The 20,779-nt window shown below is 54.6% G+C and carries 18 protein-coding genes, 1 pseudogene and 1 riboswitch; of the genes and pseudogenes, 3 read left to right on the forward strand and 16 right to left on the reverse strand.

What is annotated here, in order from left to right:
* Window positions 1-42: 42 nt before the first annotated feature.
* The 6 genes and pseudogenes from KXG62_RS13545 to KXG62_RS13570 form a co-directional block, all read right to left on the reverse strand.
* Window positions 43-1,536 carry a glycoside hydrolase family 43 protein gene (locus KXG62_RS13545; RefSeq protein ID WP_218092508.1) on the reverse strand — a complete coding sequence of 498 codons (1,494 nt, stop codon included), beginning with the start codon at window positions 1,534-1,536 and terminating at the stop codon, window positions 43-45.
* A 79-nt stretch (window positions 1,537-1,615) separates the two neighbouring features.
* Complete coding sequence (locus tag KXG62_RS13550) at window positions 1,616-2,560, reverse strand: ArsR/SmtB family transcription factor (protein ID WP_218092509.1); 945 nt, start codon at window positions 2,558-2,560, stop codon at window positions 1,616-1,618.
* Window positions 2,561-2,740: 180 nt separating this feature from the next.
* Window positions 2,741-3,040, reverse strand: coding sequence for a hypothetical protein (locus KXG62_RS13555; RefSeq protein ID WP_218092510.1), 300 nt, complete (start codon window positions 3,038-3,040; stop codon window positions 2,741-2,743).
* Window positions 3,041-3,135: 95 nt separating this feature from the next.
* Window positions 3,136-3,223: riboswitch (cyclic di-GMP riboswitch) on the reverse strand.
* Window positions 3,224-3,331: 108 nt separating this feature from the next.
* Window positions 3,332-4,566, reverse strand: a pseudogene (locus tag KXG62_RS34640) (MDR family MFS transporter).
* Between the two features lie 168 nt (window positions 4,567-4,734).
* The gene (locus KXG62_RS13565) at window positions 4,735-4,959 is read right to left on the reverse strand and encodes a YuzB family protein (RefSeq protein WP_218092511.1); all 225 of its coding nucleotides are present in this window, start codon (window positions 4,957-4,959) and stop codon (window positions 4,735-4,737) included.
* Between the two features lie 39 nt (window positions 4,960-4,998).
* Window positions 4,999-5,301: an iron-sulfur cluster assembly accessory protein gene (locus KXG62_RS13570; protein WP_218092512.1), complete on the reverse strand. Its 303-nt coding sequence runs from the start codon at window positions 5,299-5,301 to the stop codon at window positions 4,999-5,001.
* Window positions 5,302-5,610: 309 nt separating this feature from the next.
* On the opposite strand from KXG62_RS13570, the gene ytvI reads away from it, so the two are divergent.
* Window positions 5,611-6,717 (forward strand): sporulation integral membrane protein YtvI, encoded by a 1,107-nt coding sequence (ytvI, locus tag KXG62_RS13575; RefSeq protein WP_218092513.1) that lies wholly within the window; start codon window positions 5,611-5,613, stop codon window positions 6,715-6,717.
* A gap of 70 nt (window positions 6,718-6,787) precedes the next feature.
* On the opposite strand, the gene KXG62_RS13580 is transcribed toward ytvI, so the two are convergent.
* From KXG62_RS13580 to KXG62_RS13610, 7 genes are all read right to left on the reverse strand, one after another.
* Window positions 6,788-7,021 carry a hypothetical protein gene (locus tag KXG62_RS13580; protein ID WP_218092514.1) on the reverse strand — a complete coding sequence of 78 codons (234 nt, stop codon included), beginning with the start codon at window positions 7,019-7,021 and terminating at the stop codon, window positions 6,788-6,790.
* Between the two features lie 321 nt (window positions 7,022-7,342).
* Window positions 7,343-8,389, reverse strand: a complete 1,047-nt coding sequence (locus KXG62_RS13585) for a M14 family metallopeptidase (RefSeq protein WP_246627436.1) — start codon at window positions 8,387-8,389, stop codon at window positions 7,343-7,345.
* Window positions 8,390-8,506: 117 nt separating this feature from the next.
* Window positions 8,507-9,316 carry a glutamate racemase gene (gene racE, locus KXG62_RS13590; RefSeq protein WP_218092515.1) on the reverse strand — a complete coding sequence of 270 codons (810 nt, stop codon included), beginning with the start codon at window positions 9,314-9,316 and terminating at the stop codon, window positions 8,507-8,509.
* Window positions 9,317-9,511: 195 nt separating this feature from the next.
* Entirely contained in the window at window positions 9,512-10,540 is a 1,029-nt protein-coding gene (locus KXG62_RS13595; RefSeq protein ID WP_218092516.1) for a polysaccharide deacetylase family protein, read from the reverse strand.
* Window positions 10,541-10,767: 227 nt separating this feature from the next.
* Window positions 10,768-12,327 (reverse strand): ATP-binding protein, encoded by a 1,560-nt coding sequence (locus tag KXG62_RS13600; protein WP_218092517.1) that lies wholly within the window; start codon window positions 12,325-12,327, stop codon window positions 10,768-10,770.
* Window positions 12,328-12,791: 464 nt separating this feature from the next.
* Complete coding sequence (melA, locus tag KXG62_RS13605) at window positions 12,792-14,090, reverse strand: alpha-glucosidase/alpha-galactosidase (protein ID WP_218092518.1); 1,299 nt, start codon at window positions 14,088-14,090, stop codon at window positions 12,792-12,794.
* Between the two features lie 134 nt (window positions 14,091-14,224).
* Window positions 14,225-14,653 (reverse strand): disulfide oxidoreductase, encoded by a 429-nt coding sequence (locus KXG62_RS13610; protein ID WP_218092519.1) that lies wholly within the window; start codon window positions 14,651-14,653, stop codon window positions 14,225-14,227.
* 55 nt (window positions 14,654-14,708) lie between these two features.
* Between KXG62_RS13610 and KXG62_RS13615 the strand changes: the two genes are divergently transcribed.
* Entirely contained in the window at window positions 14,709-15,566 is an 858-nt protein-coding gene (locus tag KXG62_RS13615) for an AraC family transcriptional regulator (RefSeq protein WP_218092598.1), read from the forward strand.
* 101 nt (window positions 15,567-15,667) lie between these two features.
* On the opposite strand, the gene KXG62_RS13620 is transcribed toward KXG62_RS13615, so the two are convergent.
* The 3 genes from KXG62_RS13620 to KXG62_RS13630 form a co-directional block, all read right to left on the reverse strand.
* Window positions 15,668-16,858 (reverse strand): glucose 1-dehydrogenase, encoded by a 1,191-nt coding sequence (locus KXG62_RS13620; protein WP_218092520.1) that lies wholly within the window; start codon window positions 16,856-16,858, stop codon window positions 15,668-15,670.
* Complete coding sequence (locus KXG62_RS13625) at window positions 16,855-18,897, reverse strand: glycoside hydrolase family 15 protein (protein ID WP_246627437.1); 2,043 nt, start codon at window positions 18,895-18,897, stop codon at window positions 16,855-16,857. Before KXG62_RS13625 ends, KXG62_RS13620 begins: the two co-directional genes overlap by 4 nt.
* Window positions 18,898-19,027: 130 nt before the next feature.
* Entirely contained in the window at window positions 19,028-19,465 is a 438-nt protein-coding gene (locus KXG62_RS13630) for a hypothetical protein (RefSeq protein ID WP_218092521.1), read from the reverse strand.
* Between the two features lie 175 nt (window positions 19,466-19,640).
* Here KXG62_RS13630 and KXG62_RS13635 point away from each other — a divergent pair, with 175 nt between their 5' ends.
* Window positions 19,641-20,315 carry a helix-turn-helix domain-containing protein gene (locus KXG62_RS13635; protein ID WP_218092522.1) on the forward strand — a complete coding sequence of 225 codons (675 nt, stop codon included), beginning with the start codon at window positions 19,641-19,643 and terminating at the stop codon, window positions 20,313-20,315.
* The last annotated feature ends 464 nt before the right edge of the window (window positions 20,316-20,779 follow it).

The raw sequence follows: 20,779 nt of genomic DNA on the forward strand, positions 1-20,779 counted from the left end.
CGTCAATTCTTTGTTGCAATCATGATTGCTTTATTACAATATTTATTGCTTTAAAATATGATCTTTGCCCAAAACGATCATTTCCGCTAGACCGGTTTCTTTTCCAGCCAGCAGCGTCTGATCGATGACCAGCTTCAAAGACTTCACATTTTTCCTGCCGACGGTTACGATCGCCGCAGCGCCGGGTTCTTTGGGAAACGTTACGGTCAGGGGCGTTTTATCGCCATCGACATACAGCTTGCCGGAAAGCAGGGCTCTGCGCGTATCCGCACTGTCATACAGCAGTACGTCGGATATTTCCCGCGGGCTGCTCCAATCCAGCTTGATCCATGAGCCTTCCGGCTCCCCTTCCGTTACCCATTCGCCCTTGCCGTTCTTCACGGCCATCGCATACATGCCGTCCTTGACGTTGTCCGCAGGAAACGACTTGTTCGCAGAGCTGGCCGTGACGGTCGCTTCCGGAGCGATATTGCTCCATTCCGAGACGCCGGAGGGCATCGGCTGCTTCGTCATCGTCGGACCGTTCACGTAGAGCGTTCCGTCCGGCGCAATGCCCATGCGGTCGATGTTCAACTGCCTCGCCCCTCCGCCTTTGGCAGGGTCGATATGGGTGTGATATACGATGAACAATTCTTTCCCGTCTGGGGAAGCCGTCACGCTGTGATGTCCGGTACCCGACACCTCTTTATAGGGAGCGTTCAGGATCGGATTGTTCGCATACTTCGTAAACGGACCGGTCGCCTGCTTCGATGTGGCGTAGCCTACCGCGTACGCTCTGCCGCAGTAACAGTTGGCCGAGTACATCAAATAGTACGTCCCGTTGCGTTTAAGCACGAAGCTTCCTTCATTCCAGCGCATTTTCCCGCTCGCCACTTCCCAAGCCTGCTCCGGCTTGAGCAGCAGCTTCGGCTCTCCTTTGACCGAGAGCAGGTCAGGCGCCAGCTCCGCCACATAAATATGGCTTTCCTTGTGGTCTCCGACCTCAAAGAGGTTCTTCGTATAATACATGTACGTTTTGCCGTCGTCGTCTTGAAATATGTACGGATCGATCGTGCCAACGCCGAAATCGAACAACGGCTTCTCGCTCGGGTGCTTGAACGGTCCTTTCGGCGAATCGCTGACCGCGACCGATATTTTGGGAACGCCGTCGTCCGCCGCCGCCGAAAAAAACATATAATATTTGCCGCTTCGCTCAATGACCTCGGGCGCCCAAAATTTCGTGTTGGCCCACTTCAGCTCCTTGCCGCTCAGAGCAACCCCTTCCTTGCTCCAGTGGACAAGGTCGCGCGAGGAATACGCTTCGAACTTGTTGCCTCCAGTCGGGTAAGCGTAATACTTGCCGTCCGAAGCTTTCAGGACCCCCGGATCGGCCGCGTTTTTGAGCAGCGGATTTTGATAATAAGCCGGAGGGGCTGAATCGCTGGCCTCCTTCACGGAGGAAGGCGCTTCCTTCATGCTGCATCCGGCCAGCAGAAGCTGGCACGATAGCAGGAACCCAAACCAACGTCTAATCCGTTTTTTTGCAACCGCATTCATTGTACATCCCACCATTTCTATTTTTATATTTTTGTTTCGTAACAACATTCATTGAACTAATGGGCAAAGACCTACTCCTTTAGGAGGAATAGGCGTCTCTTTTCTTCGGTTCGTAGTCCATGCGCAGCAGTATATCTTGATCGTAATTGCCGAACTTGCGGCCGAACAAGTTCAAGCCGCCCTGATTGACCGCCTCCGGCTTAACTCCGATGCACAAGGAGAACGAATGCTTCCCATCGATAGCCAGATCGCTGACGGTCAAATCCGAAACCTGCGTTCCGTCGATAAACGTGCCTTCCGTCGTTACCATCCATTTTTTCAGCACGCCGTATTGCGTGACATGCGTCTCCCACCACGCCGGAGTCAGCAAGCCCCGCTCCCCGCCGAAATCTCCCGGACTCATCCAGGTGCCGAGCTCGATCCCGTTAATCCACACGGTAACATCGGAAGGATAATCCTTGTTGTACAGCGGCGCTTCCGAGCACAGCTCCATGGACACCTCGATGCCGGTCAGCCGGCTGTTGAACGGAATTTTGTTCGGGAACCGGTATTCGACAAAGCCTTGCCGAAACCATAAAATTTGCGCGTTCACCTTCTCCGGCTCGTAAAAGCTGCGCGGATCGTCGTAAAAGCCGATCAGCCCCGTTTCCGAAGCAAGACCGCAGGTCGGCATCATATCGCAGTCGACGTAATGGCCGATCGGCATGCTAATATATTGATAGTTCGCCGGGTCCTCCTTCTCCGTTTTCCCGAAATCGACGAGCATCCGGTCGTAGAGCGACGAGCATACTTTTTGCGAGCCGCGGATGCCCGGAATCAATTCCGTGCGGATCAGCTTCGCCTCCTCCAGCTTTTTCACGTTGACGGTCGCCGTCGAAGCGGGCAAATTGAACATTTCCGCAATTTCGTTGACATTGATCTTCTTCTTCTGAATCGCTTTAAATATTTCAATGCGCAGCTCGGAGGAAAGCGCTTTGGCGATTTCGGCCAGTTCATCGATGTTAACGGACAATACTTGTGACATGTAGGGCAGTCCCTTCCAAGGTGGTATAGCTTTCAGCGGTTTTGCTTGATGCATTTATAATATAGTTTACGAATAGATGAAGTAAAGACCAACTTTTAACATACCCGTCCCACATAGCAAAAAAGCCGGCTGCGGCGAACACAGTCGGCTTTCGGTCGTTGCAAACGATGCAGCGTTTCTTTACGCGTTGCGCGCGGCCAGCGGCCTGCATCCCAGGTAGTCGTACAGCGACATAAACAAGTTGCTCTCGGCTTCGCACCGCAAGGAAAGCTTTACTTCGCCGCACCAGTAAAAATTAATAATATGCTGACGTCTGCCTGCGACCATCTCCACGTCCCAGCAAGACGACATGAGCTCATACTCATCCCGGTTAATGAACAGCTTCGGCCCTTCGGCGGAAGCGTACACTCCGATCAAATCGGAACCGATCTTCGTGTAAAAGCCTCTCCGAGTCATAATATTCCAAGTTTTATCCGACATCCTTGTCAAACGCTCCTTTTCCAAAACAAAAAAGACCCCTCCGTCGCAAAACTGCAGTAACGGGAGTCCGTCTATCAATACGTCATCGCCGTTCCTTCGACAACTGGCTGGCATGGCTCGACAACCGCTTTAGCCCCTGTAGCTTTGCGTCACGGACTTTCGTCCGGTTTGCCTTTATCGAGACCGAAATCGAGATCGAAATTTGTCTCCTTTTGTTTCTTCTTAACTATATAAAGAATAAAAGATTAGACCTATGGTTAACATGATCCTTTGTTCTCAATTCATTCAATTTCAAAGGGACTTTCGAACTATTTTGTTTAATCGGCAGCCTCTCCAATAAAAATAGGAGCCGAATACGGTCACGACAGCCAGCAACAAAAACAGCCGGCTTCCGCCCCAATTCGACAGCAGATAGCCGCCGAGCAGCGGACCGATAAAATGGCCTATATTGGAAAACGATTGCGCCCCGAAGTACGTTCCCCGCATGCCGTCGGGCGCCAGCCGGTCGATCAGTACGTTCGCCGCCGGATAATTCAACATTTCGCCGAGCGTAAACAGAAACATTGAAACCATGAACGCCGTCCAGCTGTGCGACAACGCGTAGCCGATATCGCCGAGCGCGAACATGAGGTTTCCCGTGACGATCGCCACGATCGGTGTCCGCCCATCCGCCCATCTGGAAATCGGCGCTTGGAGCAGCACGACGACGACCGCGTTCAAGCTCATGAGCAGGGCAAACAATGTCGCGCCTTTGGCCACGTTTTGCTCTACATATTGCGACAGCGTCACCGTCATCTGCGAGTAGCCGATCGCTCCGATGATCCCCCCGGCAATATACAGGCGAAGACGCGGTCGCTTGCGACGACCCGCCATGCCGAACGGACCGTCACGGTTGTACGCTGCTCGCCCTCAATTGCGCGTATGCCGAACCGGTGAAGGCAGACGTACAGGATCACCGCATAGATGAAGTAAATAACGGCGGTCACGAGAAACGGGAGCCATGCTTCGAACGCGCCGACATAGGCGCCGAGCAGCGGACCTGCGGCTACGCCGACATTGATAGCGATGTAGCGCAGCGAGAATACCTTGAGGCGCTTCTCCTTCTCCGTCACGTCCGCCATGAGCGCTTGAGACACCGGTTCATAGAGCGACCGGCACAGCCCGCCCAGCATATTCAGCAGCATGAACGCCAGCGTCGCCTTCGCGAGGGCGAATCCGGCAAAGACGACGACCCAGCCGAGCAAGGCGGTCATCATGATCGCTTTGCGTCCGAACCGGTCGGACAAGGCGCCGCCCACGAAGCCTCCGGCCGTCCCCGCCAGTGAGCCGAGCCCGATAATCGCGCCGATCAGCAGCGGGCTGAGCTGCGATTCGCGGGATAAATAAATCGCCAGAAAGGGCATGCTCATGGAGGAAGCCATCCGCGCCATAACCGTGCCGACAAGCAGCAGATGAACGATCGGATGATATTGCTTCAGAAACGAGGCCACTCGTCCGGAGCTGAAAATTCTAAGTTGTGCCAGCACGGGCAGCTCTCCTTATATACCAATGGTTAATTAAATAGAGTTTCATTATACAAGAAGAGCTCGCTCTTGCCCATACGTGTTTTTGCCGTAACAAAAAACAGGACTCCTTCGCCCTAATCGGGCCAATGAGTCCTGTGCGTCCGGTCTGTCGCAATCGACCGATTATCGTTATTTTTTTACGTACTTCTGTGCCTTCTCGATGACCTCGTCTTCCGTAGGGGCGGTAATATAGCGTCCGTTAATAAAGATGAAGGCGAACCGCGAGCAAGGACCGCAGTACGATTTGCAGCCGACTTTGATGTCGGCGTCGGGCGCCATCTTTTGCAGCTTGGGCAGCGCCGTTTTCATTTTCATGTGCTTGCATTTGTCGCAAACACGAATATCGTTGGCCATGCAGATGTTCCTTTCCTTGAAGAGCTATTCTTCCGGCTGTTAGTGGTCGCCGTGGTTGCCCTTGCTCGGATTGGTGATCGCAAAGCCTTCTTCCGGCACGTAGAAATAATCGATCCGGATGCCATCCAGCAACGGTTGGTCCTTCTCGAGAATAACATCAATGTTCTTGTCGGTCGATACGACCACATCTTTGTCCGTCGGTGTGTCCAGGCTCATGCCATAGTGAGCATGGTCTCCGTGTGAGTGCGTAATATAGACGCGGACTTTGAGCGACTTGTCCTCTTCCTGCTCCAGCTCTTCCAATATTTTTTTTGCCGCATTGCGCGAAATTTTACAATTCATCGGGTACATCTCCTACCGGTTATGTTTTAGTCCATTGTATAGAAAGCCGGGCTCGAAAGCAATACCTGCTACGCCATTGCCGCTGCGGGGTTTGTTGCGATCGGTCGCGCAATCCTATAAACTGGAAGGTACGAGCCGCACGGCCGCGCCACCGCAATTTCGGCGTCCGCAAGCGGATCGCCGGACTGCTGCGCCCGCCGCAAGCACTGTCTCCCGCAGCGGGACAGACTTCATCCGGCGTCGAAGCTGCAAGAAATCAAGCCGAGGGCGCGCATAGGCGCTCCGGTATTACGGTGCCGAGGTGGAAGGATGCTTTCCTTTTATAAAAAATATTACAAGACGATCTTCGATATCGCGCTGCTCGTCGTGACGGTCTACTTGTTCATGTTCGTGTTCAGCTACCTGTACCGCATCGCGACGCCGATCTTCTGGGCGTTCATCATCTATATGATCATCGAGCCCCTCGCCCGCTTCCTGCACCGGCGGGGGCTCAAGAAATCGATTGCATCGGCGATCGCCACGGTGGTGTTCATCCTCATCATCCTCGGCCTCATCACGGGAGCGGGCGCGATCTTCACGACGCAAATCATTAGCCTGAAGGATAAGCTGCCGGATTATGCCGCCGTGCTGGAGAAGCAGATCGTGCAGCGCACCGACGAGTTGAACGACCGGTTCGGCTCCCTGCCGACGCAGCTGGAGCTGCTCGACAAGCTGAAAGAATATTCGGCGGAAATTACGAAGAAGGCGACGGAAATCGTCCGCGAGTTCCTCACCGCTACGTTTAATGCGATTACGTCCATTTCCACGATCGTCGTAAACTTTGTGATCGGCGTCGTGCTTGCCTACTTCCTCAGCAGCGAGATCGAATCGTGGAAGAAGACGGCCAGCGAGAAGACGCCGCGTACGTTCAAGACGGCATTTCAGTTTTTGCGAGAGAACGTACTCGCCGGCATCGTCACGTATGTCAAGGCGCAGGCGAAGCTGATCAGTCTGACGTTCGTCGTCGTCTTCATCGCCCTGCTCGCGCTGGACGTGAAGAACGCGTTCTCGATCGCCCTGCTGTCGGCCGTGTTCGACGTGCTGCCGCTGCTGGGCGTATCGACGTTGTTTATCCCATGGATCATCTACCTGCTTATCGTCGGACAAACGTCGCTCGCCATCTGGCTCGCCGTCCTGCTCGGCATCGTCGTAACCGTAAGACAAATTCTGGAACCGAAAATTACCGGCGATTCGCTGGGGGTATCGGCATTTACGATGCTGTCGTTCATGATCATATCCTTATCGCTGTTCGGTGTAGCCGGCCTGATCTTGTCTCCGATCCTGATCATTTTGATCAAAGCGCTGTACGAGCAAGGCTATTTGCAAAAGTGGATTCGCATGCCGGCGGAGGAATACGGGCCGGAGCGAATGGGATAAAAAAACAAAAGGACCTGTACGGCGTCAAGCGAGCCGTCAGGTCCTTTCTTATATTTCAAGATTCAAGGTTTCAAGCGCCGTATTTCCGTTCCGCCCGGCTGGTGAACCAGTTCATCATCAGCAGGGTGACGGCCACATCGTCGATCGGCAAATAAGGCAGCACGTCCGGCATCACAATGTAGATGAGCACAGGAACGGCAAACAACAGCTTCTCACCCAGCGGCACCTTCGGCGAATTCAAAATCGGAACGATTCGGCTGAAGACGTGACCCCAGCGGCGCAGCGACCATAATCGATACCACATAACGTCTCGCTCCCTTCCCATCCGTTATCGCAGCAGCTTGTAAACAGCTTATTCGTATTATACTACGGCAGCGCGAAAATGCGAAAACAAACAGGAGACCGGGAATGGACAAATTCCTCCGAAGCGTCTGCCGCCGCAGCAGAATGAATAGGCCGCGATGACGAAGCTGCTCGGCAACCGGTTCCGTTGCGTCAGCTTGAACGCAAAAACGGCGTCCTCCGGGGGTTCCCGAAAAACGCCGTAGGGCTCGATCGACTGCCGGGCATCGCCGGAACGTACCCTTGGGAGTCGCGCGCGACAGAAAAACGCAGACGCGCACTCCTAGAGCTGCAGTCCTTCCAACAGCAAACCGATCAAGCGCTCGTAGATCGCGTCGAACTGTTCTATCGGCAGCGGATTGACTCCATCTCCCGCCTCAACGGTAAAGCCCAGACGCCGATACTCCTGGATGAACCAGTCCTTATATCCGGCATCGCTGCCGGACAGCTTCACCGGAACGTATCCGCTCGCGCGGCCTAGCCGGATCGCAGCCGCTTCCGCTTCTTGCGGCTCCAAGTCCCGGTAATTCCAGTAAATCTCCTGGCCTTGCGTATGAAGAGCCATGACCAGATGAAAGTCGCGGCAGCGGGTGAAGGCTTCGATCGCCTGCGCTTCCGGCTCCGTCAGCGGCGCTTCTCCGGTAAAATCGCGCGGTCCGGGACCGGGAACGTCTCTGCGGGCCCGCTCCGTCTCCCAGAAGGCCGGGAACTGGTCGTTCAGATCGACCCCGCGAATATTCGCTTTCCACCCGGAAAAGTCGCAGCTTCCGCCGTTCCACTGCACCAGCTGCGCGTAGAGCGCTTCGCCCGCACCCAGCGTCCCGTGCACCAGCTCCACGCCGTCGGGGTTCACCATAGGCACGACATACAGCGAAACGCGCTCGAACAGCGCCTTGACGTCGTATCCTCTCAGATGACCCGATGTACAGCACGCTCGGGCGCAATCTTCCACGAACTTGGCAAGCAGCGCGCTCGTGATCCATTCGTTGGCGTGGAACGCCCCGTTGTAATGCACTTCCTTGCAGCCCGACCCGATCCGGATGACGGGGATCGCTCTCCCCATTACGCTCTGACCGATCATGCCGGTTTGCAGAAAAGGATACGCCATCTCCAAAGCGGCCACATCGCTCATCAAGCTTCCGTAGCCATATGCCCCGGACGTGTCGACGATGGAGGCGTGCGCCCGCGGCGGGATGATGACGGTTTGTCCGATGCGCAGCCTTCGCGGATCCATGCCGGGGTTCGCCGCCATCAGCTCCGCGACGGACAGGCCGAAGCGGCCTGCCAGTACCGCGATGCTGTCTCCCGCTTGAATAGGGTAACGGTTCACATGACAACCCTCCCGAACATATTCGCTGCAGAGGATCGCCAGCGCTTTGCATCATCCGGCTGCAGCAAGCCACCCTGGGCCCATGCCCTTAGGTGTGCTAATGTGTATGCCGGATCGTTATATAATATTCGGAACTTGCCAGACGACGGGCGTCACTTTGATCTGCTCGTTCAGCCACGTCTGCGCAATCGACTTGAACATCCGCGGCTCGCCGCTGCAAAAAAACTGATGCACCGGCACGATATTGGACGTGGCCAGCATGCCTTTGTGGTACAAAATCGTACTGATCTCCCTGGCTGTCTCATCCGCCGAGCTGATCAGCGTCACCCTCGATCCCATCACCGAGCCGATAATATCGGCCAGGAACGGATAATGGGTGCAGCCCAATATCAGAGAATCGATCGGATAATTCCTCAGCTCCGACAGCGATTCCTCCACGACTCTTGTCGTTTCGTCCGTACGAAACATCCCGCGTTCCACCAGCGGCACGAAGGACGGACAGGCCAGGCTGACGACCTGAATTTGCGGTGAGATTTGGCGCAAAGCATGCTCATACGCGCTGCTCTTGATCGTCCCCTCGGTCCCGATGACGCCGATATGATGATTTCGCGTCGTCTTGATCGCCGCTCTCGCGCCGGGATGAATGACGCCGACGACGGGAATGGTAAGCCTGGCCCGAATCTCTTCAATCGCAATGGCGGTGGCCGTATTGCAGGCAACCACAATCATTTTCGGTTGAAATTGCAGCAAGTAATCTACAATTTGATGGGTGAAGCGAGAAATTTCCTCAGCCGGTCTGGGCCCGTACGGCGTCCGCGCTGTATCGCCGAAATATATGATTTTTTCTTGCGGCAATTGTCTCATGACCTCTTTGGCCACGGTCAAGCCGCCGACTCCTGAATCCAGTATGGCTATGGCTTGCTGCACGACGTATTCGCTTCCTTTGTCTTAGAAGTGATGAAACGATTATAGTTATAAGTTATGAACGATCGAAACGAAAGGTACCATGATGAACGGGACGGCGGACACGCCCGAATCTTATCATCTTATCAAAATCCGGTTAAAAAATAAAATCCGCTGTTGGCGGCAGCGGATAATCTTTTATCAAATGAGTGCAGCGTATCATCGTTTGGGCGGCTCGATATCGGTTAGCAGCGCGAATTCATAGCCGGCTTTTTTCACAGCTTTGATGATCCGGTCGAGCGCCTCGATATTTTCCGGAGAACCTTGGTGCATCAATATAATATTGCCGTCATGCAAATTATTCATAATATCGTTGTACGGATCCTCGGCACCGTTCTTGCGCGGCTCCCAGTCTCGCATGGCAGTCGACCAAAACACCGAGCTGTAGCCCATGTCCGAAACCAACTTCAATATATGCGTATTGTATTTTCCGTAAGGAAAGCGGAAATAAGGCTGAATGTCTTTGCCCGTCACTTCCTTGTACAGCTTCTCGTAATCTTGAATTTCCTTGCGAATCTGCTCGTCCGTCTGCAAATTCATATCGGTATGCGTCATCGTATGGTTGGCTACCAGATGGCCGTCCGCCACCAGCGTACGCACGAAATCGGGATCTTTCTTCACATTGTATCCAGCAATGAAAAAGTTCGCCTTGGCATCGTTATCCTTCAGCGATTTGACGAGCGTCGCGGTGTCTCCGAGCGGCCCGCCCGTGTCGATCGTCAAATATACTTTTTTGCCGGTCCCGACCCATAACGCCTTCATGTCTTTGCTGAACGTCTTCGTCTCATGCGGGAAATCCGGAACTTGTCCCTTCGGCTTCTTCATATAGTACCAGGACAGCTCCTTCCGGTTGCCCGGATCGGACTTCGACGATCCCCCGTATACGGAACCGGTCGCCGTCTGCGCCGGCGCTGTCTTGACAGGCTCCTTGCTCGCCTCTTTGACCGGCTGGGGCTCCGGCTCCTTCTCCGGCTGGGGCTTCTCATCCTTCGCCTTGTCTTCCTTTGCCGGCTCCGGTAAGACCGGCGGCGCCGGAGGCGGAGCGGCCGAATCGGAAGGCGGAGCCGGTTGGCTCTGACCCGGCGTATCCTTCGGAACTTGAGCGGCTTGTTCCCGGTTCGAGCTGCAGGCAACGAGCAGCACTGCAATGGCCGCTGCCGCCACGATGCTTCTGGCCGTCATCTTCATGCGTATATCTCCTTCCGGTAATCGCAGCAGGACGGAACCAAGCCTGCGGCTTGTCCTTCCCGCTCGCGCCCAGGGTAAGCGCGCTGTAGCGACTGCACGCTGACTTGCACGCGGAGCGAATTCGCGTTCGTATTCATCATCTTACCAAACAGGCCATGTCCTGGCAACGAAAACCGCCCTTGCCCGGTGGTTCGACGACCACGGCTGCACGGCACACCCGCGCCAAACTACAGCAGCGCCGAAGATCTGATTTCCTCAAACGCCTGCTGCAGCGTTCCCTTGACCTTGACTTTATCATTAAACTGAATGCCAAGCTCCACCATCGTATTGGCGATTTCCGGCCGAATTCCGGTAATGACGGCACTGCATCCCATGAAGCCGATGCCATTCACAATTTTAAACAAATGATCGGCGACGACCGCATCGAGCAGCGCCACACCGGACATATCGATGAGCAGCGTCTGGATTTGCATTTTTCCAACTTGATGCAGCACTTTCTCGCGGATCATTTTTGCCCGGTGCGTATCCACCGTACCCAGCAAAGGCAGTATCGAAATGGATGAGGACATCGGTATGATCGGAACGGAAAGATCGTTGATCATCTCCTGATGCGCCTGAATCAGCTCGTCCTTGATCGTCGTATAGCTGACGACGAATTGCTGCAAAAAAATGTCCAGCGTGCTGTTGATTTGCCTTTCTTGTGAATAATAGCTCTCTCTTGTAACAGCCGTTCCGCATAACCGGTCGTAATTGTACAGGAAGCTCCAGAGCACCCGCCGTATCGATTGGAACCATTCCAATTTCACCGATAAATTGAGCGACGGCTGTTTCGCCCACAACATGCCTTCTTCCTTGGCAAAATTCATAATTTCGTAATGCTGGTTCCGTACGAGGAAGATGACCAGCTTATGCGCGTTCTGCAGCAGATCGATGCTTCCGATCGTTTGAATATCGACGAGCAGCTCGCGCAAGTTCATGGCTTCATTCAGCAGCGATTCCTCGAACGCCTCTTTATTGTGCAGCATGAATTGCTCGAGGCTCATGTCCGGACGATACGTTAAGTCCAATTCCACCACTCCCGACGCCCTTGAACGTTCCATAGGAACCCGAATGCAGAATGTCGTTCCTCTGGATTCCTCACTGTCGATATCGATCGTCCCGCCGTGCTGATACACGGTGGAAAATACTTGTACGAGTCCCATCCCCGTGCCTTCCGACTTCGTGGAAAAAAACGGCGTTCCGAGCAATGCCAGCTTTTCTTTCGGAATGCCGCTCCCCGTATCGGAGATTATAATTCTCGCCTGCTTGCCGTCCGCGTCCAGACTGTGCCTGACGGACACAGTCCCCTCGTCGCTAATCGACTCGAAGGCGTTTTTAATCACATTGAAGATCGCGCGTTTCAGTTGATTTTTCCGTCCCATGATTTCCAGATCGACATTCTCGTACTTGCGTTCAACCCGGATTTTGTACATTTTATCCTGAAATAAATTCAGGATCGCGTCCAGCTCCACGCATAGATTGATGCTCTGATACGGCTCGTCATCCAGGTCCGGCTTGGAGACATTCAGCAAATCTTGCAGCGTGGAGATGGCGTTATCAAGCTCCTGATGGGCAATATCCAAATAGGTGTGAGGGGACTGCTCCTGAAGCAGCTGCAAAAACCCTTTCACGGCCGTCAGCGGATTGCGAACCTCGTGAGCGATGCCTGCGGCAATTTGCCCGACCGATGCCAGTCGCGTTAAATGATTGTTTTGTTCGTCGGACGTATCGTTTCGTTGCAATGTCATCGATCCTTTCGTTGATTCGATCTGCGTCTCGTTCAATGACCGTACGCCCTGCGGGGCTGAAACCTCTTCTTCATGAAAGCGGCAGCCGAAAAAATCGCCCAGCTTCCCCGCTGGCCGAATCTTCTCCTCGATGTACCCTGTGATGGCTTCGTGACCTGCGCCGAAACAGCGAGTAAACAGCGCAATCCTGCCGGGGTGCGGCAGGATATCAACTTCGAATCGGCATTCCCATCGTATCCTGGCAGCGGTTGCATGGAGGTATGTACACTGGAACGAGATGGATATATCATCTATTATATACCAAACGATGGGCAGATACTATGGATAGAACGGAATCGACAACACCGTCTTTGGCCGCTAATGCGCCCGGACCGAAGCACATCAAGGCTTTCCCGCCCTCCGCCCGCTTCCGGCATACATGCGAAAAAGAACCGCAAACGCGGTTCTTTTATCGTATAACGGCTCTAGTTAAACTTCGGCAGCCAATCGCCATGCGCTTCGATCAGATCGTCGCACAGCGCAACGATGTCGTCGATCGACAGCTCTGCAGCGGTATGCGGGTCGAGCAGGGCGGCATGGTAAATATGTTCTTTCTTCTTCGTGATCGCCGCTTCCAGGGTAAGCAGCTGCGTATTGATGTTAGTCCGGTTGAGCGCGGCGAGCTGCGGCGGCAAATCGCCGACATAGGTTGGCGTAACCCCGCTGGAATCGACCAGGCAAGGCACTTCGACGCACGCTTCCTTCGGAAGGTTCGTGATCAGGCCGGTGTTCATCACGTTGCCGCCGATTTTGTACGGGACGTTCGTTTCCATTGCGTCGAATATGAACGATGCGTACTCCTTGGAGCGGGTATGCTCTAGGTTTTTGTTGTTGACGAGCTCTTCGCGCATCGTCTTCCACTTTTCGATTTGACGGATGCAGCGTCTCGGATATTCATCCAGCGGAATGTTGAAGCGCTCGATCAGCTCCGGATAGTTTTTCTTGATGAAATACGGATGGTACTCGGCATTATGCTCCGAGGACTCCGTGACGTAGTAGCCGAAGCGGAACATGAGCTCGAAGCGGACCATATCCTTGTGCGTTTCCTTTTGCTTCTCCTTGGCAAGGCGCTTGATTTCGGGGTACAAATCGACGCCGTCCTTGGTTACCTCAAGCAGCCAAGCCATATGGTTGATGCCGGCAATTTTCGTTTGTACGCCGGCTGTGTCGATTCCGAGCGTCTTGAACAGATGCGGCATACATACTTGCACGCTGTGGCACAGGCCGACCGTTTTTACGCCGCCGTAAGTGACCATGGCGTTCGTCAACACGGCCATCGGGTTCGTGTAGTTGAGGAACCAGGCGTCCGGGCACACTTCCTGAATGTCCTTGGCGAAATCAAGCATGACCGGGATCGTACGCAGGTTGCGGAAGATACCGCCGATGCCGAGCGTATCCGCGATCGTTTGGCGCAAGCCGTACTTCTTCGGAATCTCAAAGTCCGTAATTGTGCACGGATCGTATCCGCCGACCTGGATCGCATTGACAACATACTTGGCGCCGCGCAGCGCTTCCTTGCGGTCGGCGTACGCCTTGACTTTGCAGCCGCTGCCAAGCGAGATTTTGAGATTGTTCAGCATATTTTCCGAGTCTTTCAGGCGCACCGGATCGATATCGAACAAAGCCAGTTCGAATTCTTGCAGCGACGGCGTCATCATCACGTCACCGAGCACATTTTTGGCGAAAACCGTGCTTCCCGCACCTAAAAAAGTAATTTTTGACATTATCCATTGCCTCCCCGTATTTGGGTTATTGATAAGCAGTAAGCCACGATTAGACTATACTCCTACTCGCGGGGAAAACATATGGACACAAACCATTTATGTATGGACAAATGTAGTGCGTTGTACAGGCCGAATTATTTACGATTCGCTGCCCAGGTCATCATTTGCAGTACGGTAATGATGACGAAAGCGGTTAAAGCGAGGAATGGAATCGTCACGAAGCCGAACCAATTAATGAAATCGACATCGCACGGGACCGGGCCGCAAGCGGCTGCACCGCTTTTGAACCAATCCGTCTTTTGCATCAAATAATGATAAAGCGAGATGCCCGCGCCCCATACCGACATCGGCAATATGTACAAGTACATATGTCGTTCCTTGCGTACGGCGGCAATGCCCAGTATAATCACGAGTGGATACATCAAAATGCGCTGATACCAGCATAGCTTGCAGGGCGTGTAATGCAATATTTCCGAAAAATAAAGACTTCCGAGCGTGGCCGTCAGCGCCACGACCCACGATAAATGCAGTCCGTTCTCCCTGACAAAGGTTTTCCAGTTCATGTATACGATTCTCCTTTCTTCTTCCATCATATCAGAACCGTTCGAGGTGATCCATATGCCGCATGTTCATCATTTTTCCGCGTTTAACCCGCAGCCGGACCGGGGAGAACTGACCGTTCTGTTTAGCGGACACGCCCAGACCGAGCCCGCTCACAAAGTAGGGCCGCAGGTGCTCGATTACCATTTGGTTCATCTGGTGATGTCGGGCAAAGGCGTCTTCCGCTGCCTCGGCCGGGATTACCGTCTGGAGAAAGGACACAGCTTCTTCATCTCGCCCGGAGAGCTCGTCAGCTACGCCTCCGACGAGGCCGACCCGTGGAGCTATTGCTGGATCGGGTTCAAGGGCGCCCGCGCGGAAGAATTCGTGCAGCAGTTCGGCGTGAACCCGCAGCAGCCGGTCGCCTCCTCCAGGCGTCCCCGCAGAATGGCGGCGCTGTTTCGTCGAATCGAGCAGACGCTGCAGACGGGCGCCGCCGGAGCGGACATGCAGGTGGGAGGCTATATGCGGCTCTTGTTTGCCGCGTATGCCCAGGATCAGGCCGAGGATGACGTGCCGAACGAGGAAGCGTCCGCGATCGGCCAGCAGGTGGAGCAGGCGATCCGTTGGCTGACGCTGCAGTATTACCAGCCGATCTCCATCGAACAGATGGCGCAATCGCTCGGCTACCACCGGACACATCTTTCCAAAATGTTCAAGCAGCACACCGGCCTGTCGCCCATGCAGTATTTGCTCAAAATCCGCATGGAGCGCGCCAAGCTCCTGCTGCAGGAACCTCTGACCGTCGAGCAGGTGGCCTCCTCCGTCGGTTTCGTCGATGCGCTGTACTTCTCCAAGCAGTTCAAAAAATGGTTCGGCAAGTCGCCCACCGATTATCGTCACGATCAAGGCTACAACCCGTACGATTGCATGTAAAAGCGCCGCTGAGGCCGGCCATGCTGCGCTCAAAAGCCCATCCGCTTCAGCTTCAAGCGAATGGGCTCTTGGGATTGCATCCTGAGCTTATGAACGTTCGGTTATACGGAGAAGCTGTACACCGCGTCGCTGCCGGTGCCGCTAATCAGCTCAGCCCATTGCTCCGGCGGCACCAGATCGACGGCCGCCTTAATGCCGATCCGGCTGAAATCCAGCCCGGGCACAGCCTCCAGCCGCAGCCGGTCCGTCACGAGCCGTCCGAGCAGGCCCGGAAACTTCGCCTCCATCTGCTGCAGCCGGAACAGCCCGGTCTCGAAATCTTTGCGCGACGCGTTAACCGAACCGAGCACGCACTTGTTCTCCAGCACCAGCCCTTGATTCACCTGGTCGGCGGGAATCTCGATGCTGCGGCTGCCCGGCGTGACGCCGAGCAAAGCGAGCACGCCGTTCGGCCCGAGCGCCGTCATCGCCTCGAACGCGAGCGGGCTGTAGCCTGTGCATTCGAAGATGAGATCGGCGCGCTTGCCCGCTTGGCGCAAATAGCCGCTCAGCGGCGCCGCATCGCTGCCGCTGTCAACGCCGGCCTGCTTATACACCGCACCGCAGTCGCGAACTAGCGCCGCTCCGGCCGAATCATCCGACGATTTGGACCATACGATCGTCTCCAGCCCTAGGCAGCGGCAGGTGAAAGCGGCTAGCAGACCGAGCGGCCCCGAGCCCAGCACCACCGCCGTCTTCGGCTGCCAGACGAGCCGCTGCTGGATGCGCTGCACTTCATCCCACACCTTCTCCACAATGCTTTGCGGCTCGGCAAGCACGCCGTATGGCAGTGCAGGCAGCGGTACCTTGACGAGATATTTTGCGTCTTCGACGTAATATTCCGACAAGTAGCCGTTCGCGCCTTTGATACCGCGCTCTACATAGCGGCCGCTCTCGCAAAAATCTTGCTGCCCGTTGCGGCACGCCGTGCAGTCGGGATCGGAGCAAGGTCTGCGCACCAGCGCGCAGACCGCGTCTCCCGGCTTCAAGAAGCTGTCGGCAGCCGCTTCTATCACGACGCCGAGCGATTCGTGGCCGATCGTCAGCGCGGTCTCCCCCGCTGGCGGAACGCCGTAACGCTCCGTGACGATCTCGCGGTCGGTCCCGTCGAGGCCGACGCAGAGCACGCGCACCAGCACGTCCGACGGCGTTCGCCGCTCCGGACGCACCACTTCGCACAGCTCCAGCCGCTTCGCCGAGCTCTCTGCTTCCGCGCCGCCGGGCACCAACCCGGTTACCCGTACCGCCTTCATGCGCGCTCACCCGCCTTCTGCAGCAGCTTCGCATCGCTAGGCTCCTCTTTGCTGCGCGCCTGATACCGGAACCGCTTCAGCTTGGCCATATATTCCTGAGCGACCTTGATGAAGGAAGCATGCGACCACGTCAGCGGCGACACCGATAGCGGTTCGCCGCTGAACGGATTGACCTGCTCCGCCAAAATGCCCGAATACAGCGCATGCCGGATCGTCCACTTCATCAGGTCGGCCGCCTCCTGCAGCTCCGCTTCGCTCTTCGCTACGGCAATCACCCATTCCGCATACCAGAGCGTGCATATAAACCACGGATTGCCCGGCACCTTCGCCGTATCCTTCGTCACCTGATGGTAATAATCGTTCGTGTAGCGGGCCAGCCCGCCGACGTCCGTCCGTACCCACAGCCGATCCCGAATCGCCTTCATCGTCGATACGACGCGCGGGTCTTCCGCCGGAAGCAGCTCGAAGTCGAACACGGCGTACATGCTCGCATCGAGCGTCAAATCCTGCTCATACCCCCGCTTCTCCTCATTCCAATAGAGCGATCGTACGAACCGGTTCTCCGCTTCGTGGAACATTTGCGTCTCCACCGCTTGTTTCACGCGATCCGCCGCTTCCTTGTAACGCCGGGCCCGCTGTTTGTCCCGGAACACACCCGCGAATCCGGCCGCCGCCAGCAGCCCGGCGTAGACGCTGGCCGCCGTAAACAGATGCACCCCGTACCGTTCTTCCCACAAATCATAGGAAGGCAGCGGGAGACCGGAGGCATCCACGTACTTCGTCATGAAGTCGGCTGCCGGAACGACCAGTTGCTCGTAATCGTCGCGGGCCTCGTCCACCGTATGCGCGAGCTGGTGATGGTGCCAAAGCGCGTACAGCACAAGGGCCGTTTCATCCTCCTGAATCGGGAGCTGCTTCTCGCCCTTCGCATTGATGCGCGGATGCCAGCTGGAGCCAGCCGACCCGTCGGGGTTGTATTTGTGCTGCAAAAAGCCTTCTTCCGAAATCCCCCGTTTGCAAAACTGGAAGAACCGGCGGGTCAGCGCGTGATACCCGGACCGGTCCAGCGCATGCGCGATCAAGGCGCCGTCACGCGGCCACATATACGAATAGGTATCTTTGGCAAATTTCATAATGTCCGAATCGTTGGCGGCGATGATCGCTCCTCGGTTATCCATGTTCGTTCGAATGATCAGCAGGCTTCGCTTGTAGAAAGAAGCCATCTCCGCGTCGAGCAGCTTCAGATCGTGACGCTCCTGCCCGAGCCATTGCAGCCAGTAATTATACGTGCGCTGCAGCAGGGCATGGGGACTTGCGCCCCGCACCTTCTGCTCCAGCTTCTTGATATCGGGGAGCGATCGGCCGAAGCATACCCAGAACCATCCGACGGCCGTCCCGTTCGCCGGGACGTTCAGCTCCAGCTCGACCGTTCCGTCGACGGAGCCCTGCGCTATCGGATTGCGGCCGAGCTGCCCGTCTTCCGCGTCGCGCCACGTGCCCTCCAGCCGGTTCATCTCCTTTTGCCCGATCGCATAGGAGGATACCGCCGCTTCCGGCTTGTCCGGCGCCAGACAAGATAACGATAAATAACGATGCCCTTTATAGAACACGAGCGACTGAAGCTCCGGCTCGAAGTAGACGGTGTCACCCACCCCGTTGCCGTACAAATGAAGATCCAGATGGAAGTACAGCTTCACCGTTCGCTCGCGGTCCCGATGATTCTCGATCACAACTTTGCGTATGAAGACGTTATCCTGCGCGTCGACTCCGTCGCGAAGCGTGAGCGTCAATCCTAACCGCTCATGCCTGCACTCGACATGCGTAATCATGGAATCATTCAAATACCCGCCCTGCTTTTTTAGCTCAGGATGATCAATCCAAAAAAAGTCCTCTTCCGTCCACACTCCAAAATGGGACAAATGATCGAGCGCCTGGTTTTCCTGACCCACATAAGGATAATAAATATCCCGAACATTATAGTGCGTGTCAAAATTGATCAGCACTTCTCCATTGCCGATCGGCAAATCCCTTGCCATCATGCTCAACTCCTTCCTCGCTCTTCCTAATTTCCCCACGCGTGGAAGGGAATTATGCATGATGGTTCGGTAAACTTGAGAACGCAAAAAGACCGGCCTGATTCAGCCCGGCTAGATGTGATTCCTTATCCCGTTATTTTCGTTTGCGCACATTTTTCACCAGCGTCATCCGCCGCGTATGGCGGAGCCAGGCATAGTACGATTTCAAATCCCTGAGCTCAATCTCCTCGGAGATGCGGCCGAGGAACGTAATGACAATCATTTTATGAAGCGGATTGCCTGCGATATCCGTCTCGCCCTTCAGCTCCTTGAACTCGGCGACCATGACCAGGTCATTATCGATCAGCAGCACGTCGTGCTCATTCGGATAGTACGGCTGGACGCGATTCAGCTTCAGTTTGTCCCAGAGATAACTGCAAATTTGCTCGACGCCGCCCTTGCCCGTTTCAACGCGCTCGTCCCAACGGCTCAGCGCATGGTCGGTAAGCACGATATCGGCAATCTTGTATCCATTCAAATCGACGTGAAACGATTCATAGGTACTGAAACGGCTCATTCTTTTGTCTCTCAACGTTTCTCCCCCCTCTATCGGAATGCTGTGACAGAAATAGATACTACTTTTAATGTAGTATCTATATTACAGAGAGTCAATAGATGGTTAGACAGATTCATAATGTTTTAGATTTACTGTTTCCTTTCCGCCTTCCGTTCAGTACAATAGAAAGTGAAGAGAGGAGTTGATTTTGGTGGGACAACCTATTGTTAATTTCGGGAAATTCCTGGAAAGTTTGCGGGGTTCCATGTCTTTACGCGAAGCGGCCAGAAAAAGCGGCCTGTCTCATGCCTATATCCGGGATCTCGAGCTGGAACGCAACCGTTCAACCAATGACCGTATCACCCCTTCGCCCGATACGCTGCAAAAGCTGTCGGTCGCATACGGTTATCCATATATGGATCTCATGATGAAAGCAGGCCATCTTGTCAATAAGGACCTTGCCCTAAGTCCGGCCAAAGACGCCGAAGCGGAAATGAATCTCGATCTGAAGCATGTCCATTACATCGAGATCGGCAATAAAGACGCTACCTATTACACCGGCCAGGAGAAACTGGTGCACAGCATCGAATCGCTGCTCGACTTCAGCGCCTTTTTGGACAAGCTGGAGGAGCATAATTTCAAGAAGCTGGACGCCGATCTATACGTAAATTTCAATCAAATCCGCCATTACGACGAGCGCCGCGGCATGCTTTTTTTCGAGGAAGACGGGACAGGCCCGGGCGTCACGATCTCGGCGATCAGGCAGCGCAAATATCACGACCTGATTGTGCGCAATGTCGCGGTCAATACAAACAAAAGCCTCGAATTTACATTTGGCAAATCCGGCACGCCAATCACGTTCACCGCATCGGAGAAAAACGTATAGCCGCTATCCGATGATAGACGGGATAAGGATCATTTCTACTTGCGTCGAATGAAATAAAAAATCATAGATACTTCGATTGTAACAGCCTGTATGGGGATACGGCTGATTTTTTTTCGGATTCTAACCGATGATTATCCAGTTTTGGCAATTTGTTGGGAGATATAATATAGTATTACGTGCTATATCCAAAGGAGGTCAACGAATAAAACTATCATGTAAAATAAAATAAGAATCGAGGAGATGAATATGATACGCATACAACTGACTTTTGGGGGACAGGTCCGATTCGCGGCGCAGTGAGCCTCCGCCATAGGATTGGACATTACACGTTGCTGGAGGCGCCATGATCAACTATTTATTCCTGCTTATATCCTTTTTTATGTTCTGGATCTCCATGCTTGTCTTTACGCTTATTTTGTTTAGACAAAAGGTGAAAGATCATACATACAAAATGATTGTTTGCT

The sequence above is a fragment of the Paenibacillus solanacearum genome, from assembly GCF_910593845.1.
GTDB classification, from domain to species: Bacteria; Bacillota; Bacilli; order Paenibacillales; family NBRC-103111; genus Paenibacillus_G; species Paenibacillus_G solanacearum.

What these genes read in the sequence shown, in the direction of transcription:
- KXG62_RS13545 (WP_218092508.1), bottom strand. Translation starts at nt 1,536, where the DNA reads ATGAATGCGGTTGCAAAAAAACGGATTAGACGTTGGTTTGGGTTCCTG.
- KXG62_RS13550 (WP_218092509.1), bottom strand. Translation starts at nt 2,560, where the DNA reads ATGTCACAAGTATTGTCCGTTAACATCGATGAACTGGCCGAAATCGCC.
- KXG62_RS13555 (WP_218092510.1), bottom strand. Translation starts at nt 3,040, where the DNA reads ATGTCGGATAAAACTTGGAATATTATGACTCGGAGAGGCTTTTACACG.
- KXG62_RS13565 (WP_218092511.1), bottom strand. Translation starts at nt 4,959, where the DNA reads ATGGCCAACGATATTCGTGTTTGCGACAAATGCAAGCACATGAAAATG.
- KXG62_RS13570 (WP_218092512.1), bottom strand. Translation starts at nt 5,301, where the DNA reads ATGAATTGTAAAATTTCGCGCAATGCGGCAAAAAAAATATTGGAAGAG.
- ytvI (WP_218092513.1), top strand. Translation starts at nt 5,611, where the DNA reads ATGCTTTCCTTTTATAAAAAATATTACAAGACGATCTTCGATATCGCG.
- KXG62_RS13580 (WP_218092514.1), bottom strand. Translation starts at nt 7,021, where the DNA reads ATGTGGTATCGATTATGGTCGCTGCGCCGCTGGGGTCACGTCTTCAGC.
- KXG62_RS13595 (WP_218092516.1), bottom strand. Translation starts at nt 10,540, where the DNA reads ATGAAGATGACGGCCAGAAGCATCGTGGCGGCAGCGGCCATTGCAGTG.
- KXG62_RS13600 (WP_218092517.1), bottom strand. Translation starts at nt 12,327, where the DNA reads ATGACATTGCAACGAAACGATACGTCCGACGAACAAAACAATCATTTA.
- melA (WP_218092518.1), bottom strand. Translation starts at nt 14,090, where the DNA reads ATGTCAAAAATTACTTTTTTAGGTGCGGGAAGCACGGTTTTCGCCAAA.
- KXG62_RS13610 (WP_218092519.1), bottom strand. Translation starts at nt 14,653, where the DNA reads ATGAACTGGAAAACCTTTGTCAGGGAGAACGGACTGCATTTATCGTGG.
- KXG62_RS13615 (WP_218092598.1), top strand. Translation starts at nt 14,709, where the DNA reads ATGCCGCATGTTCATCATTTTTCCGCGTTTAACCCGCAGCCGGACCGG.
- KXG62_RS13620 (WP_218092520.1), bottom strand. Translation starts at nt 16,858, where the DNA reads ATGAAGGCGGTACGGGTAACCGGGTTGGTGCCCGGCGGCGCGGAAGCA.
- KXG62_RS13625 (WP_246627437.1), bottom strand. Translation starts at nt 18,897, where the DNA reads ATGATGGCAAGGGATTTGCCGATCGGCAATGGAGAAGTGCTGATCAAT.